Source organism: Catenulispora rubra (genome assembly GCF_015356825.1).
Lineage (GTDB): Bacteria > Actinomycetota > Actinomycetes > Streptomycetales > Catenulisporaceae > Catenulispora > Catenulispora rubra.
This window is the reverse complement of the sequence record NZ_JAACYW010000007.1, coordinates 1-13,412: the sequence shown is the minus strand read 5'-3', so window position 1 is coordinate 13,412 and position 13,412 is coordinate 1. Positions and strand designations below refer to the sequence as shown.

General features: G+C 72.2%; 14 protein-coding genes. 10 read left to right on the top strand and 4 right to left on the bottom strand.

Features of this window, described 5'->3' with window-relative positions; genetic code table 11:
* Positions 1-4: 4 nt before the first annotated feature.
* Genes GWK61_RS04045 through GWK61_RS04035 form a run of 3 tightly spaced genes read right to left on the bottom strand, consistent with a single transcriptional unit; the run spans position 5 to position 2,162 of the window.
* Complete coding sequence (locus tag GWK61_RS04045) at positions 5-415, bottom strand: Zn-ribbon domain-containing OB-fold protein (RefSeq protein WP_194905056.1); 411 nt, start codon at positions 413-415, stop codon at positions 5-7.
* Positions 412-945: an FAS1-like dehydratase domain-containing protein gene (locus tag GWK61_RS04040; protein ID WP_194905055.1), complete on the bottom strand. Its 534-nt coding sequence runs from the start codon at positions 943-945 to the stop codon at positions 412-414. The genes GWK61_RS04045 and GWK61_RS04040 overlap by 4 nt, the downstream gene beginning before the upstream one ends.
* An 8-nt stretch (positions 946-953) precedes the next feature.
* A complete protein-coding gene (locus GWK61_RS04035; RefSeq protein ID WP_194905052.1) occupies positions 954-2,162 on the bottom strand; it encodes an acyl-CoA dehydrogenase family protein in 1,209 nt (402 codons plus the stop codon).
* A 163-nt stretch (positions 2,163-2,325) separates the two neighbouring features.
* On the opposite strand from GWK61_RS04035, the gene GWK61_RS04030 reads away from it, so the two are divergent.
* The 3 genes from GWK61_RS04030 to GWK61_RS04020 are packed head-to-tail and all read left to right on the top strand — an operon-like array spanning position 2,326 to position 5,899.
* Complete coding sequence (locus GWK61_RS04030) at positions 2,326-3,525, top strand: NTP transferase domain-containing protein (RefSeq protein WP_194905050.1); 1,200 nt, start codon at positions 2,326-2,328, stop codon at positions 3,523-3,525.
* Positions 3,522-4,805: a molybdopterin molybdotransferase MoeA gene (locus GWK61_RS59250; protein WP_323747394.1), complete on the top strand. Its 1,284-nt coding sequence runs from the start codon at positions 3,522-3,524 to the stop codon at positions 4,803-4,805. Before GWK61_RS04030 ends, GWK61_RS59250 begins: the two co-directional genes overlap by 4 nt.
* 38 nt (positions 4,806-4,843) lie before the next feature.
* Positions 4,844-5,899: a potassium channel family protein gene (locus tag GWK61_RS04020; protein ID WP_323747393.1), complete on the top strand. Its 1,056-nt coding sequence runs from the start codon at positions 4,844-4,846 to the stop codon at positions 5,897-5,899.
* Between the two features lie 125 nt (positions 5,900-6,024).
* On the opposite strand, the gene GWK61_RS04015 is transcribed toward GWK61_RS04020, so the two are convergent.
* Positions 6,025-6,870, bottom strand: coding sequence for an HAD family hydrolase (locus GWK61_RS04015; RefSeq protein ID WP_194905048.1), 846 nt, complete (start codon positions 6,868-6,870; stop codon positions 6,025-6,027).
* Positions 6,871-7,636: 766 nt separating this feature from the next.
* Here GWK61_RS04015 and ssd point away from each other — a divergent pair.
* The 7 genes from ssd to GWK61_RS03980 form a co-directional block, all read left to right on the top strand.
* Complete coding sequence (gene ssd / locus GWK61_RS04010) at positions 7,637-9,343, top strand: septum site-determining protein Ssd (RefSeq protein ID WP_194905046.1); 1,707 nt, start codon at positions 7,637-7,639, stop codon at positions 9,341-9,343.
* Between the two features lie 98 nt (positions 9,344-9,441).
* The gene (locus tag GWK61_RS04005; protein WP_194905044.1) at positions 9,442-10,848 is read left to right on the top strand and encodes a TadA family conjugal transfer-associated ATPase; all 1,407 of its coding nucleotides are present in this window, start codon (positions 9,442-9,444) and stop codon (positions 10,846-10,848) included.
* On the top strand, positions 10,845-11,657 hold the full coding sequence (locus GWK61_RS04000) for a type II secretion system F family protein (RefSeq protein ID WP_194905041.1): 813 nt from the start codon (positions 10,845-10,847) through the stop codon (positions 11,655-11,657). Before GWK61_RS04005 ends, GWK61_RS04000 begins: the two co-directional genes overlap by 4 nt.
* Positions 11,654-12,358, top strand: a complete 705-nt coding sequence (locus GWK61_RS03995) for a type II secretion system F family protein (protein ID WP_194905039.1) — start codon at positions 11,654-11,656, stop codon at positions 12,356-12,358. Before GWK61_RS04000 ends, GWK61_RS03995 begins: the two co-directional genes overlap by 4 nt.
* A gap of 34 nt (positions 12,359-12,392) precedes the next feature.
* Positions 12,393-12,569, top strand: coding sequence for a DUF4244 domain-containing protein (locus GWK61_RS03990; protein WP_194905037.1), 177 nt, complete (start codon positions 12,393-12,395; stop codon positions 12,567-12,569).
* Positions 12,569-12,952 carry a TadE family type IV pilus minor pilin gene (locus GWK61_RS59245; protein ID WP_194905035.1) on the top strand — a complete coding sequence of 128 codons (384 nt, stop codon included), beginning with the start codon at positions 12,569-12,571 and terminating at the stop codon, positions 12,950-12,952. Before GWK61_RS03990 ends, GWK61_RS59245 begins: the two co-directional genes overlap by 1 nt.
* A partial coding sequence (locus tag GWK61_RS03980) for an Rv3654c family TadE-like protein (RefSeq protein WP_194905033.1) occupies positions 12,933-13,412 on the top strand: 480 nt, incomplete at its 3' end. The genes GWK61_RS59245 and GWK61_RS03980, both read left to right, overlap by 20 nt.

The following is a 13,412-nucleotide window of genomic DNA, read 5'->3' as shown; positions in this document are numbered from 1 at the left end:
ACGGTCACGACGCCCCACCTTCCAGAGCCGGTCCGGCGAAGACGAGGCCGTCCTCGAAGACGAGGTTCAGCGGCATCTCTATACGCAGGTCCTCGTTGGCGATGCCACGTGTGCCGCAGACGATGCGCGGTCGCGCGTCGCTGTCTTCTACTTCCAGGTCTATGAGAGCCACCGCATAGGGACCCTCTTCCCAGGGCGGGAGCGGGTGATGGCAGATCGTGTAGCTGTGCAGGACGGCCTGACCGGTCGCCTTCACCGTCGTCCAGTCCAGGGACTGGCAGTCCGGGCACATGGGCGAAGGGGGATGCCGGAGCGATCCACAGGCTGTGCATTTCTGGATGAACACGTCGCCCTTCGCGACACCCTCCCAGAAGTAGGCGTTGTCCCGGCCGGTCACCGGCTGCGGGCGCGTCATGCCTTCGCTCCCGGGTCCTGCGCCTTCGGCTGGAACCACAGGGTGCGGAACAGCATCTCGCCGACGAGTTCGCCGTGCTGGTCGCGGTACTCCGTGACCGAGGTCAGGAAGTAGCCCTCTCCGAGCGCCGTCTTCTTGCGCGGCGACACAGAGTCGAGCCGCGAGGTGGCGTACAGGTGGTCTCCCACAGTGAGGTACCGGTGATAGGTCTGCTCGCAGTCGGTCGCCACCACGGCCCGGTAGCCGGCCTCGACCAGCGTGGCCTGGGCCCGGGTGGTCCCGTCCTCGAAGCCGCGCATCCGCAGCCCGGGCATCGTCCAGGCCTGCAACGACGCCGGCGGTGCGACCACGTCGGGATGGCCCACCGCGCGCGCCGCCGCCGCGTCGGTGTAGACCGGCAGTTCGTCGCCCATCGCGTCGCACCAGTGCCGGATCATCGGCTGGTTCACCGGGTCCCAGGCCGGGACCGGCTCGGACGGCGGATCGGCTGTGTGGGCGGACACTGTCTCGTACAGCGGATCGGTCTCCACAGTTCTCCCTATCTCCGCACCCTGGGCATCGCCAGCCCGGTCATCGCGATGATCTCCCGCTGGATCTCGTTGGCCCCGCCGCCGAAGGTGTTGGTGACCGCATAGCGGTAGAGGTATTCGAGGTCGCCCATAAGAAGCGCGCCGGGAGAGCTCGTCTTAAGGATTCCCGCCGCGCCGAGTACCTGGAGCAACTCTGCCAACGCCTCTATATGCGTTTCCGTACCATGCACCTTCGCCGCGGACGCGTCGGCGGGGGACAGGTGGCCGCCGGTCTGGTCCTTCTGCAGAGCCGCGACCATCTGGCCGTTCAGAAGCCTCAGACCGCTGATGCGGATATAGGCGCGGGCCATAGCGGTTTTCACCCAGGGCAGGTCTATGACCCGCTTCCCACCGGCGGCCGGGGTCTGCATGGCCCAGCTCTGCACCTTCGCGAACGACCGGATCACGCCCTGCGCCACCGCCGCCAACGCCACGCGCTCGTGGTTCAGCTGGGTGGTGATCAGCTTCCAGCCCTCGTTCTCGGCACCGACCCGCATCGTCACCGGCACACGGACGTCGCGGTAGTACGTCGCGGTCGTGTAGTGCGAAGCGATCGTGTGGATCTTCGTCGCCTCGAAACCGGGGTCGCTGGTGTCGACCAGCAAGATCGAGATGCCTTTGTGTTTCGGCGCTTCGGGGTCGGTCCGGCAGGCGAGCCAGACGTACTCTGCGGAGTCCCCATGCGTCGTGAAGATCTTCTGGCCGTTGACCACATAGGCGCTGCCGTCCTCTGTGCGCACGGCACGTGTGGTCAGACTCGCCAGATCGGTACCGGCGCCGGGCTCGGAGTAGCCGGCCGCGACGTCGATCTCCGCGGTGAGGATGCGCGGAAGGATCAGGTCCCTCTGTTCCTGTGTACCGAAACGCATAAGCGTCGGCCCCACAGTGTTGAGCGCCACCAGGGGCATCGGACACCCCGCACGCGATGCCTCGTCGAAGAAGATGAACTGCTCCACCGGTGTCAGGCCGCGGCCTCCGTACTCCTTCGGCCAGCCGACGCCGAGCCAACCGTCCGCTCCGAGCTTCCGGTGCAGGGTACGGACAGTGTCCGTGGAGCTCTCGGGCAGCCGCAGATCGTGACGGACCTCCTCGGTGACGAGCGCGGCGAAGTACGCCCGCAGTTCGGCTCGCAGGGCCCGTTGGGCCGGGGTGTAGGCCAGGTGTTCCGGAGGGTGCATGCGGCGGCGTCTCCCGCGGTCGGCGTGATCGGCTGGACGGGCGAGTGCTGAAGGTGCTGATCGGCGCCCCGACCGGCAGTCCGCGGCGGCCCGAACGCGATCTGAGCACTCGTCAGATTAGAACACGTTCTACTGGAAGGCCACACCCCGTTATGGTGGCGGTATGGACGCTCTGGGCGGATCCGGCGAACCCTTCGACGTGATCGTCCTGGCCGGCGGCGGCGCGCGCCGGCTGGGCGGGACCGACAAACCCGCGCTCGAAGTCGGCGGGGTCAGCATGCTCGACCGGGTGCTGGCCGCCTGCCGGGGCGCGGCGTCGGTCGCGGTCGTCGGTCCGCCCCGGCCGGTGAGCCAGCCGGTCGTGTTCACCCGCGAATACCCTCCCGGCGGGGGTCCGGTGCCGGCGCTGGCCGCGGGGATGACGGTCGGCTCCGCGGAGCTCGTCGCCGTCTTCGCCGCCGACCTGCCGTTCCTGGACGTCGAAGCCGTCACGACGCTGCGGCGCGCGCTGACCGCCGACGCGGTGCTCTTCACCGACGAGCGCGGCAAGGACCAACCACTCGCCGCGGTATACCGGCGCAGCACGCTCGCGGAAGCATTGGACGCGGTGCCCGAACTCCGGGGCGCACGCCTGTTCTCGATCGTCGAGGCGCTGGCCGTGACCCGGGTCCCGGACACGCGGGGCGTGACCGCGGACTGCGACACCTGGGAAGCCGTTGACTCCGCACGCGCGCTGGTTGCGACACGACCCGCGACAAAGGCGAAGATGGACGACATGGACGACAAGAAGCAGCTCGCCGACTGGTGCGCCGCCGCCGCGGCCGAACTCGGGCTCACCGGGCACGAACTCGGCGAGGCCGACCTGGACGCGATCCTCGGGCTGGCCGGGGTCGCCGCGCACAATGTCCTGCGACCGGCGGCGCCGCTGACCACGTTCCTGGCGGGGTACGCGGTCGGGCTGCGCAGCTCGGCCGACGGCGGGCGCGGCGCCCTGGACGGGCCGATCGCGAAGCTCAGCGCCCTGGCTCAGGCCTGGGACCCGGAGACCGGCGGCCCGACCGGGCCCGGTCACGGCGCGGCGAGCGGGACGGTCGGGGGCTCGGTCGGCGGTTCGGTGGCGGGCAGTCCGGCTGCGACCCGCGACGCCTCGGCCGGCTCGGCCGCGATCGGTTCAGCAGGCAGCGCGGCGGGCAGCGGCTCGGCAGACAGCTCGGCCGGCGGCACAAACAGCGGCCCGGGAAGCAGCTCGACAACCGCTGGCGCCGGCGACGCCGGGAGCGCTGGCAGGGCTTCCGCAGGCCACTCCGCGAGCGACTCGGCCGGCGACTCGGCCGGCGGCGCACCGGGAGCCGGCGGCCGGTGAGCACGTCCTGGGCCGAGGCCCGCAAGATCGCCGGTGCCGCGGCGATCCCCCTGCCGACCACCCGAGTCCCCATGGCCCAGGCACGCGGCGCGGTGCTCGCCGAGTCGCTGTCCGCCCTGGTCGACCTGCCGCCGTTCGCGACCTCCGCCATGGACGGCTGGGCGGTGTCCGGCCCGGGGCCGTGGCGGGTCACCGGCCAGGTGCTCGCCGGTCAGGAGGCCACGCGGCTCGGCGACGGTGAGGCCGTGGAGATCGCCACCGGGGCCCGGGTTCCCTCCGGCGCGTCGGCGGTCCTTCGCCGTGAGCGCGGCTTCGTCGACGAGCGCACCAGGCTCCATGTCAGCGAGACCGCCGAGGAGCACAGCCACCCGGCCCCGGCCCCGGCCGCCGCCGCACCGCAGCGTTCTTATGCGGCCGTCTCGAACGCCGCCACCGCGACGCGCGCCCTGCGCGGCACCGAACCGGGCCTGCCGATAGGGTCCGACATCCGGCCGCAGGGCCAGGAGTCGCGCCGCGGCGAGACCCTGCTCTCGGCCGGCACCCGCGTCACCCCCGCGGTACTCGGCCTGGCCGCCGCCGCGGGCTACGACGACCTGCCGGTCCACGAGCGCCCGCGCGTCGCGCTCGTCGTGATCGGCGACGAGCTGGCCGAGTCCGGCCTCCCGGACGGCGCCCGGATCCGCGACGCGCTCGGCCCGATGTTCACCGCGTGGCTCGAAGCGCTCGGCGTCGAGGTGACGGTGAGCCGGGTCGCCGACGACCCGCGGGACCTGCTCGCGGCCGTCGCGTCCTCCCCCGCCGATCTGGTGATCACCACCGGCGGCACGGCGCGCGGGCCGCGGGACCACGTGCACCGCGTGCTGGCCGAGCTCGGCGCGCGCCTGCTCGTCGACGGCGTCTCGGTGCGGCCGGGACACCCGATGCTGCTCGGCCAGTACGGCGGCACCCGGCAGCACCGCCGGTTCGTCGCCGGGCTGCCCGGCAACCCGCTGGCCGCCGTCGCCGGCTTCGTCACCGTGGTGCGGCCGCTGCTGCGCCGGCTGTCGGGGCTGGCGGAGACGTCACACTTCCTGCCGCTCGGGGATGCCGTCGGCACCCACCCGACCGACACTCGACTCGTGCCCGTCTCCGTCACCGACGCCGTCGCGATCCCGCTGCGGTTCACCGGCCCGGCGATGCTGCGCGGACTGGCGCTGGCCGACGGGCTGGCCGTCGTACCGCCGGGGGGAGGGGTGGTCGCCCTCGGCGCAGGGCAGCGGGTGGAGGTGCTTACGGTCTGAGCGAGCACACCACGTACGCAGCGCCGTTCCGCCCGTCGGTGGTGCTGCCGCGCGCGGTCTCGGGCCCGCTGTGGGCGGTGCTCAAGCGGGTGCTGCTGGCGCTCGGGATCCTGGTGCTCTCGGCGGTGATCGTCTATCTGGGACGCAACGGCTACCGCGACTCCTCCGGCAAGACGGTCGGCTGGCTCACAGCCTTCTACTACGCCACCGTGACCCTGTCGACCACCGGCTACGGCGACGTGGTGCCGGTCAGCGACTCGGCCCGGCTGGTCAACACGCTCGTCGTCACGCCGCTGCGCGTGATGTTCCTGCTGGTGTTGGTCGGCACCACCCTGGAGGTGCTGACCGAGCGGACCCGCAACGAATGGCGGCAGGAGAGGTGGAGGTCGAAGGTGCGGGATCACACCGTGGTGGTCGGCTACGGCACCAAGGGCAGCTCGGCGGTGCAGACGCTGCTGAAGAACGGCCACACCCCGGAATCGATCGTGGTCGTCGACACCGACCCGGCGCGGATCGCCGAGGCCAACCGGCGCGGCCTGGCCGGCATCGTCGGCGACGGCAGCCGCAGCGAGGTGTTGGAGCGCGCGGAGATCACCAAGGCCAAACACGTGGTGATCAGCGCCGACCGGGACGACACGGCCGTGCTGACCACGCTGACCGTACGTCGTCTGACCCGCCGCGCCATGGTGGTGGCCTCGGTCCGGGAGGCCGAGAACGCCGCGCTGCTGCGCGAGAGCGGCGCGTCCTCGGTGGTCACCAGCTCCGACACCGCCGGTCAGTTGCTCGGCGTGGCCACGATCAGCCCCAAGGTCGGCCAGGTGGTGCAGGACCTGCTGTCCTACGGCGACGGCCTGGAGCTCATGGAGCGCCCCGCCGACGCCCGCGACGTGGACAAGGAGCCCCGGGCGGTCAAGGAGCCGGTGCTGGCGGTCATCCGCGGGTCGCGGACCATGCGCTACGACGACGTGGCGATCGGCACCATCCAGCTGACCGACCGCCTGGTCGTGGTGCGCTCGGTGCACGACCGGCAGGCCGGCCCGGGGGCGCGTCGGGGCACCGGCGCCGGTCCTGGGCGCTCCGGCCGACTCAGCTGACCCGGCCGCTCCATCTGACCCAACTGACCCAACTGACCCGGCTGGCCCGGCTGGCCCGGCCACCCCGAATTGTCGCGCTGAGGTAGCTGAGCAAGCTCAAGTCGGACAGATCCGCCGTAACAGGCTCAGACGAAGTCAGAGCGCCGCCGGCGCCGGCCGCGCGTCCCCAACCACCAGATGGTCCCCGCGGTCGCCAGAGCCAGGCCCAGGGCCGTTCCGGACACCGCCGGCCGGGCCGCCAGCTCGCCGACCCGGGAGCGCAGCGCCACCGGCTTGTCGAAGACCAGGATCGGCCACTCGCGCGCCGTCGCCTCCTTGCGCAGGGCGCGGTCGGGGTTGACCGCGTAGGGGTGGCCCACGGACTCCAGCATCGGGACGTCCGTCGCGGAGTCGCTGTAGGCGAAGGACCTGCTCAGGTCGTAGCCGCGCTCGGCGGCCAGCTCCTGGATCGCCTTGGCCTTGTTCTCGGCGTAGGCGTAGAACTCGATCTCGCCGCTGTACTTGCCGTCCTCGCCGACCGCCATCCGGGTGCCGATCGCCAGGTCCGCGCCGAGCATCTCGGCGATCGGCTCGACTACCTCCGAGCCGGAGGTGGAGACGATCACCACGTCGCGCCCGGCGGCCTTGTGCTCGGCGATGAGCGCCGCGGCCTCGGAGTAGATCAACGGGTCGATCAGGTCGTGCAGGGTCTCGGCGACGATGTCCTTGACCTGTTCGACGTCCCAGCCGGTGGCCATGGCGGACAGGAACTGCCGCATGCGCTCCATCTGGTCGTGGTCCGCGCCGCCGGCCAGGTACACGAACTGGGCGTACGCCGTCCGCAGCACGGTGCGCCGGTTGATCAGGCCGCCGTTGTAGAACGAACGGCCGAAGGCCAGGGTCGAGGACTTGGCGATGATCGTCTTGTCCAGGTCGAAGAAGGCCGCCGGACGGCCCGCGCCATCCGCACGTGCGTCCGCATGCTCATCCACACAATCGAGGATAGCGTCGTTGGTAGGTCCTACGTCGGGACCGCTACAGATGCGCCCTCAGTGACGGCTTTGAAGCGCAGTTACCCCCCGCCGACGGTGGCTCTTCAGTCATTCGGCGTAATGGATGAGGGCGGGGTTTGCATTCTGCGAGCCTCGGGTACACCATGGAAGTCACGGATCGTTCGCGACCGTGCTACCACGGCCCGGCTCCTCCCCCCCGAGCCTGGTCGTGGAGAAGACCCCCGCTCTCCCCCCCGGCGGGGGTCTTCACTTTTCTTCGTTTCTTGCGATGTCACAGCCGCGCCCCGCCCGGTCCCGGGCGGCGGCGGTCGGGTCGCCGGGCCCGTAGGTTGTGCTGACATCCGGTTCACGCCGACCGCCCTGCGGGCCCCGTCAAGGGTCCCCGCGGGCTGCTCCATGCCCCCTCACGGCACAGTTCCGGCACAGTTCCGAGACAGAACTCTCAGAGTTCCGTCTCCAGTTCCGGCACAGATCCACCGTTGATCCGGCACAGTTCCGACAACCGACGTTCGGATATCCCGCGACCCGGTTTAAATCTTCCTGAGAAATCCACAAGTTCGCACACGAACTAAGACGCCGCATCCAATAACCGCGTAGCCGCTGGGCCGAACGGGGGATAGCGGTTATCCCCAAGCCGGGTTTATCCACAAGTCCTTCCGGCAGTCCTGGCGCACTCTGCGATTCCTCGGCGACCCTGGGCCCGTGTCCCGCCGACCGAAGGCGGGCCCGATCCCAGGGAGCCGCCATGCGAGAGGTCACGCAGCATCCTGCGTCCCGCCGGCCAGACCGGAACCGCAGGTCAGGGCCCGAATCACGGTACGAACCCGGGCCCGGTCCGGCCCCGGCCCCGCTGGCCGTCACCGCCGACCCGGCCTTGGCCGAGGCGCTGTTGCGGGTGGCGGCCGAGGCCGGGGTGCGGATCGAGATCGTGCCCGGGCCGAGTGCCGCGCGCCACCGCTGGAGCGCCGCACCGCTGGTGCTCGTCGGCGTCGACCAGACCGGCGAGGTGGCCCGCGCCGGGCTGCCGCGCCGCCCGGAGGTGGCACTCATCGGCCGCGACCTGGACGACGCCTCGGTCTGGCAGCGCGGGAGCGCGCTGGGTGCCGCCCACGTGCTGATCCTGCCGGACTGCGAACGCTGGCTGGCCGGTCTGCTCGCCGAGGCCGACAGCCCCCGCGAGGAGCCCGGAGCGGTGGTCGCGGTGCTGTCCGGGCGCGGCGGGGCCGGCGGCTCGACCCTGGCCGCCGCGCTGGCCCTGGCCGGCGTGCGCCGGGGCCTGCGTTCCACACTGGTGGACCTGGACCCCGCCGGCGGCGGCATCGACCTGCTCTTCGGCCTGGAGACCGAGCCGGGTCCGCGCTGGTCGGAGCTGGCACAGTGGCGCGACGGCCGGCTGTCCGGGCGCTCGCTGCGGGACGCGCTGCCGACCTACGCGGCGCATTCCCGCCACGGCCTGGCCGGCGGCCTGGGCTTCGGCGAGGAGGGCGCGGACCGGTTGCCGGTGCTGGCCTGGCCGCGGGCCCGGCCCGGCGAGGACGACGGCCCCGGCTGGCTCGGCGCCCGCCCGGGAACCGCCGAGGATCCCTGGTACGACAGCGGGACCCCGGTCGATCCGGGAAAGGCCGATCCGTGGCTCCGGCCGGAGTCCCCGGGCGTCGGCGGCGACATTGGCGGCGCTTCCGCGAATCCCTTGTATGACGACGGATCCCCCGACATCGACGAGGAACTGTGGTCCGGCGGCGGTTCGCCGAGCCGTAAGGAAACCGCCGGAGCGCGACGAATCGGACGCCGGCTCAATGGTGACGGTTCATCAGCGGAATCTCTTTCCCGGGCGCCCGTGATCACCCCGGAAAACTCTGATTCAGAGGCATCCTGGGAAGTCGGCAGCCCTTCCGCTCAGGACCGCGCCGACAGCATGGCGCGGGCGACGGCCCGGCCGCGGCGCGGCCTGCCGATCCTCACCTGGCCGCACACCCGGACCGACGTCCCGCTTCCGGCGGTGGCCGCCGAGCCGGTGCGCGCCGTGCTCACGGCGTTGGCGCAGGCCGGTGACCTGGTCGTGGTCGACCTGCCCCGCTCGCTCGACGAGGCCGCGACCGAGGCGCTGGCCCTGGCGAACGTGACACTGATGGTGGTCCCGGCCGAGGTGCGGGCCTCCGCGGCGGCCTCGCAGTTGGCCGCGGCGGTCCGGCTGGTGTCGCCGGACCTGCGCGTGGTGGTGCGGCTGCCGGCTCCCGGCGGGCTGGAGCCGCTGGACATAACGGATGTCATGGGCGGCTTGCCGCTGGCCGGGGTGATCGGGGCCGAGCGACGGCTCTCGGTGGCCGCCGAACATGGCGAACCGCCAGGCTCCAGTGCGCGGGGCAGCGTCTCCGCATTCTGCCGCGGCTTCCTGGACGACCTGTTCGGCCTGGCGCCCGCACGGCGCTCCGAGTCCCGGGCGGCGGCATGAACGCGCCGCCGCCTTCGCCGAGGACGCCGCCCTCGCCGAAGTCCTCCCCGGTGTCGGCGTCGATGTCCCCTTCGATGTCCCCTTCGATGTCCCCGTCCATGTCCTCAGCCCCGCTGCCCGGATCGGAACGGCTGCGGTTGAACGCAGGGCTCGTGGACCGGGTGCGGAGCAGGCTTGCCACCCCGCCGGTCCGGGTCGACATGCAGGCGATCCTCGCGGCACTTCGGGCCGAGGGCTGCATGCTCGACGGCCGCGATCTGCGCGCGGCGGCGTATCAGGTCCGTTCCGAACTCACCGGCGCCGGCGTGCTGGACCGTTTCCTGTCCGATCCGGAGGTCACCGACGTCCTGGTGAACGCGCCGGACTCGGTGTGGATCGAACGTGCCGGGACGTTGAGCCGCGCCGATGTGCGCTTCCCCGACGAGGCCGCGGTAAGGCGGCTCGCGCAGCGGCTGGCCGCGCACGCCGGACGCCGCCTCGACGACGCCGCGCCGTGCGTCGACGGGGTGCTGCCCGACGGCGCCCGGCTGCACGCGGTGCTGCCTCCGGTGGCCGTCCGGGGAACGCTGATCTCCCTGCGGGTCCCGCCGCGCCAAGCGTTCACCATGGACCGGCTCACGGCCGGTGGGATGACCACCGAGCACGGCGCGCGCCTGTTGCGGGCCGTCGCCACCGCGAGGGTGTCGTATCTGGTCACCGGTGGCACCGGCAGCGGCAAGACCACGCTGCTCGGCGCGCTGCTCGGCCTGGTGCCGGCCGACGAGCGGATCGTGGTGACCGAGGAATGCGCCGAGGTGGTCGTCGATCATCCGCATGTGGCGCGCCTCCAGTGCCGGACCGCGAATCAGGAAAACCGCGGCGCGGTGAACCTGCGGACGCTGGTGCGGCAGGCGCTGCGGATGCGGCCGGATCGGGTCGTGGTCGGCGAGGTGCGCGGGCCCGAGGTGCTGGAGCTGCTGGCGGCCATGAACACCGGGCACGACGGATGCGCGGCGACGTTGCACGCGAACGGCGTCGAGGACGTCGTGGCGCGGGTCGAAGCCCTTGCTGCCCCGGCCGGACTGGAGCGCGGTGCGCTGCACGCGCAGCTGGCGTCCGCGGTGCAGGCGGTCGTGCATCTGGTGCGGGAGAAGGGAAAACGGCGGCTGGCGTCGATCGGCGTCGTCGACCGCGGGTTCGGGGAGACCGAGGTACTGCCCGCCGTGGATTTCGATGCTGCCGGGACGGCGACCTACGGCCCTGGTTCGGAACGACTCAGCCAGCTGCTGGGCCTGGACGTCCGGCAGACAGGTGCAGAGCCCCCACAGGAACAGCGGAACGGGGACACCGACGCCGATCTGGAGAAGCTCGCCGGCTGGCAGGAAGCCTTGGCTGAGGCTGATCGTCTCTTGCCGGTCCTCAAGAGCGCGGCCGATGCGGGCAGTGCGCCTAGGGGAAGCGATCCGGACGAACCGTTCGTCGCCGACTACGGGCCCTCTCCGTCGCGCAGAGGAGGCCACCGATGAACTCCGCGTTCGCAGGTCTTCTGGCGGCTTCGGCGGTACTGACCTTCCCCGGGCCGGGCGCGCGCCGACGGCTGGAGACCGCGGTGCTGGGCGGTCCGCGCGGGCCGAGATGGCGATTGCGGCTGGCCGGTGCGTGGCCGACGGTGCTGTCGGCGATCGCGTTGGGGGTCCTCAGTTCTGTGGCGGCGCGCTCGGCGGTGCTGGCGTTCCTGGTGCCGTTCGGAGCGTGGTGTGGGTATCGGGCCTGGACGGCGCACACCGCACGGCTGGCCGTCGAGCGCCGGCAGACCGAGGTCATCGAACTCTGCGTCACCATCTGCTCCGAGCTACACGCCGGCCGGGAGGCGCGCGAGGCGTTGCATGACGCCGCGTCCGGCGCGTGCCCGGATCTGGCGGTCTATCTCGCCGGACCGCTCAGTACCGGCGACGACGTCGTGACGGTGCTGCGTTCCGCGGCCGGAACGCCGGGCCGTGAAGCCCTTGCCGCGCTTGCCGCCTGCTGGCAGGTCGCCGAGGGTGGCGCGGGGATGACCCCGGCGATCGGCGAGCTGGCCGACGGGCTCCGGGCCGAACGGGCTCAGCGGCGCGAGCTGGACGCCGAGCTCGCGGGGATCCGCACCTCGGCGCGGCTGCTGGCGCTGTTGCCGGTGGTGGGGCTGGTGATCGGCTCCGGGATGGGACTCTCGCCGGTCCCCATGCTGCTGCACACCGGGATCGGCGAGACGTGTCTGGTGCTGGGGATCGCCTTCGTGCTCGGCGGCGTGATGTGGATGGACCGCATCGCGCGATCGGCGGAGGCGTTGTCATGAGCGTCCTCGGCATCGCGTTCACCGGGGTCGCGGCCGGAGTGTCGGCGGGCTTGTCGGTGCTGTGCTGGCCTCAACGGCACCGGGACCGGCCCGCGCGGCGGTTGGCTTTTCTGGCTTCGCCGGACGGCGCCACGGATCCGTCGCATTCGCGACCGTGGTCAGGCTTTCTCAAACGTCTGAGACACAACCCCTGGTCCACGGCCCGCAGCCAACGACGGCAAGGCGAAGCGGCCGCACGCATATCGCCGGTAGCCGCTGATCTGCTGGCCGCGTGCCTGGCCTCCGGCGCGGATCCGCTGCGCGCGGCCGAGGTGGTGGCGTACTGCCTGCGGCCGCCGGGCCGGCTCACCACGCTCGGCGAGCAGGCGGCGGCCGAGCTGGCCGACCGGTTCCAGGAGGTCGCGCAGCTGCTGCGGCTCGGCGGCAACCCGGTCGCCACCTGGCGCGTGGTCGCCGCCGAGCCCGGACTGCGGCCGGTCGCCGAAGCCATCGGCCGGGCCGGCCTGTCCGGCGCGCCGCCGGTCGCCACGATCCGCGCCTGCGCCACCGATCTGCGCAAGGAGCGGCACGCCGCGAGCACGGCCGCCGCTCGGCGAGCCGGGGTGCGGGGCGTGGCGCCGCTGGCCGGGTGCTTCCTGCCCGCGTTCGTCCTGATCGGGGTCATCCCGATCGTCCTGGGCCTGGCCCACCACCTGCTCTGACCTCAGACCCCTCATTTCATTGGAAGGAAGAACCATGAGACTCATTCGCCGACGACGCCACCGGGACCGGGGCATGTCGACCGTCGAGTACACGCTTGGAACACTCGCGGCGTGCGCCTTCGCAGTGATCTTGTACAAGGTGATCACGAGTCCGGCGGTGCAGAACGGCCTCTCGGCGGTTCTGCGCAAGGCGCTCACCACAGCGTTCTGATGCACCGGCGAAGACGGCGGGACGCCGGTTACGCCACGGTCGAAGCCGCACTGGCCATCCCGAGCCTGGTGCTGTTCACAGTGGCGTTGGCCGGGGTCCTGACCGGGCTGGCGACACAGATCCGCTGCCTCGACGCCGCGCGGCTGGGAGCCCGAGCGGCGGCGCGCGGCGAGTCGGCGGCGGAGGTCGGGGCGGCTGTCGGCCGCGCCCTGCCAGGCGCTTCGGTGCGCATCGGCACCGAGGACGGCCTGATCCACGTCACGGTCTCGGCGCCGGTGGCCGAGGTGCCGCTGCTGCGGGCGTTCACCGTGCACGCCGATGCCTATGAGGCCGACGAAACCACTGTGGGAAGCGAGGACACCCATGCCGACCCGGACCCGTGATCGCGGCTCGGCCACGATCTGCGCCGCGCTCCTGGCGGGCCTACTGACGGCCCTCGCCGGAGCGGTGCTCGCCCTCGGCGCCGCGATCCTCGCCCGCCACCGGGCCGGAGCCGCCGCCGACCTGGCGGCGCTGAGCGCCGCCGTCCACGCCGAGACCGGGCAGCCGCCCTGCGACTGGGCCCGGCGCGTGGCCGCCGCCGAGCGCGCCCGGCTGGTCCGGTGCGCCTGCGACGGCCCGGTTTGCCTGGTCGGTGCCGCCGTCGGCACGCCATGGGGCGCGGCGACCGTGACCAGTCGTGCCGGCCCGGCCGACGATCCCGTTGGTACCGACGATCCCGTTGGTACGAGTGCCTTCGGCATCGAGCGAAGCAGCCGACCGGAAGCGGACAGCATGAGCTTGCGAGCCGCGAACATCACTCCCCGACCGCCGCCCCACCGCACGCCAATCGTCCCACTCTGT

What these genes read in the sequence shown, in the direction of transcription:
- GWK61_RS04045 (WP_194905056.1), bottom strand. Translation starts at nt 415, where the DNA reads ATGACGCGCCCGCAGCCGGTGACCGGCCGGGACAACGCCTACTTCTGG.
- GWK61_RS04035 (WP_194905052.1), bottom strand. Translation starts at nt 2,162, where the DNA reads ATGCACCCTCCGGAACACCTGGCCTACACCCCGGCCCAACGGGCCCTG.
- GWK61_RS04030 (WP_194905050.1), top strand. Translation starts at nt 2,326, where the DNA reads ATGGACGCTCTGGGCGGATCCGGCGAACCCTTCGACGTGATCGTCCTG.
- ssd (WP_194905046.1), top strand. Translation starts at nt 7,637, where the DNA reads ATGCGAGAGGTCACGCAGCATCCTGCGTCCCGCCGGCCAGACCGGAAC.
- GWK61_RS04005 (WP_194905044.1), top strand. Translation starts at nt 9,442, where the DNA reads ATGTCCTCAGCCCCGCTGCCCGGATCGGAACGGCTGCGGTTGAACGCA.
- GWK61_RS04000 (WP_194905041.1), top strand. Translation starts at nt 10,845, where the DNA reads ATGAACTCCGCGTTCGCAGGTCTTCTGGCGGCTTCGGCGGTACTGACC.
- GWK61_RS03995 (WP_194905039.1), top strand. Translation starts at nt 11,654, where the DNA reads ATGAGCGTCCTCGGCATCGCGTTCACCGGGGTCGCGGCCGGAGTGTCG.
- GWK61_RS03990 (WP_194905037.1), top strand. Translation starts at nt 12,393, where the DNA reads ATGAGACTCATTCGCCGACGACGCCACCGGGACCGGGGCATGTCGACC.
- GWK61_RS59245 (WP_194905035.1), top strand. Translation starts at nt 12,569, where the DNA reads ATGCACCGGCGAAGACGGCGGGACGCCGGTTACGCCACGGTCGAAGCC.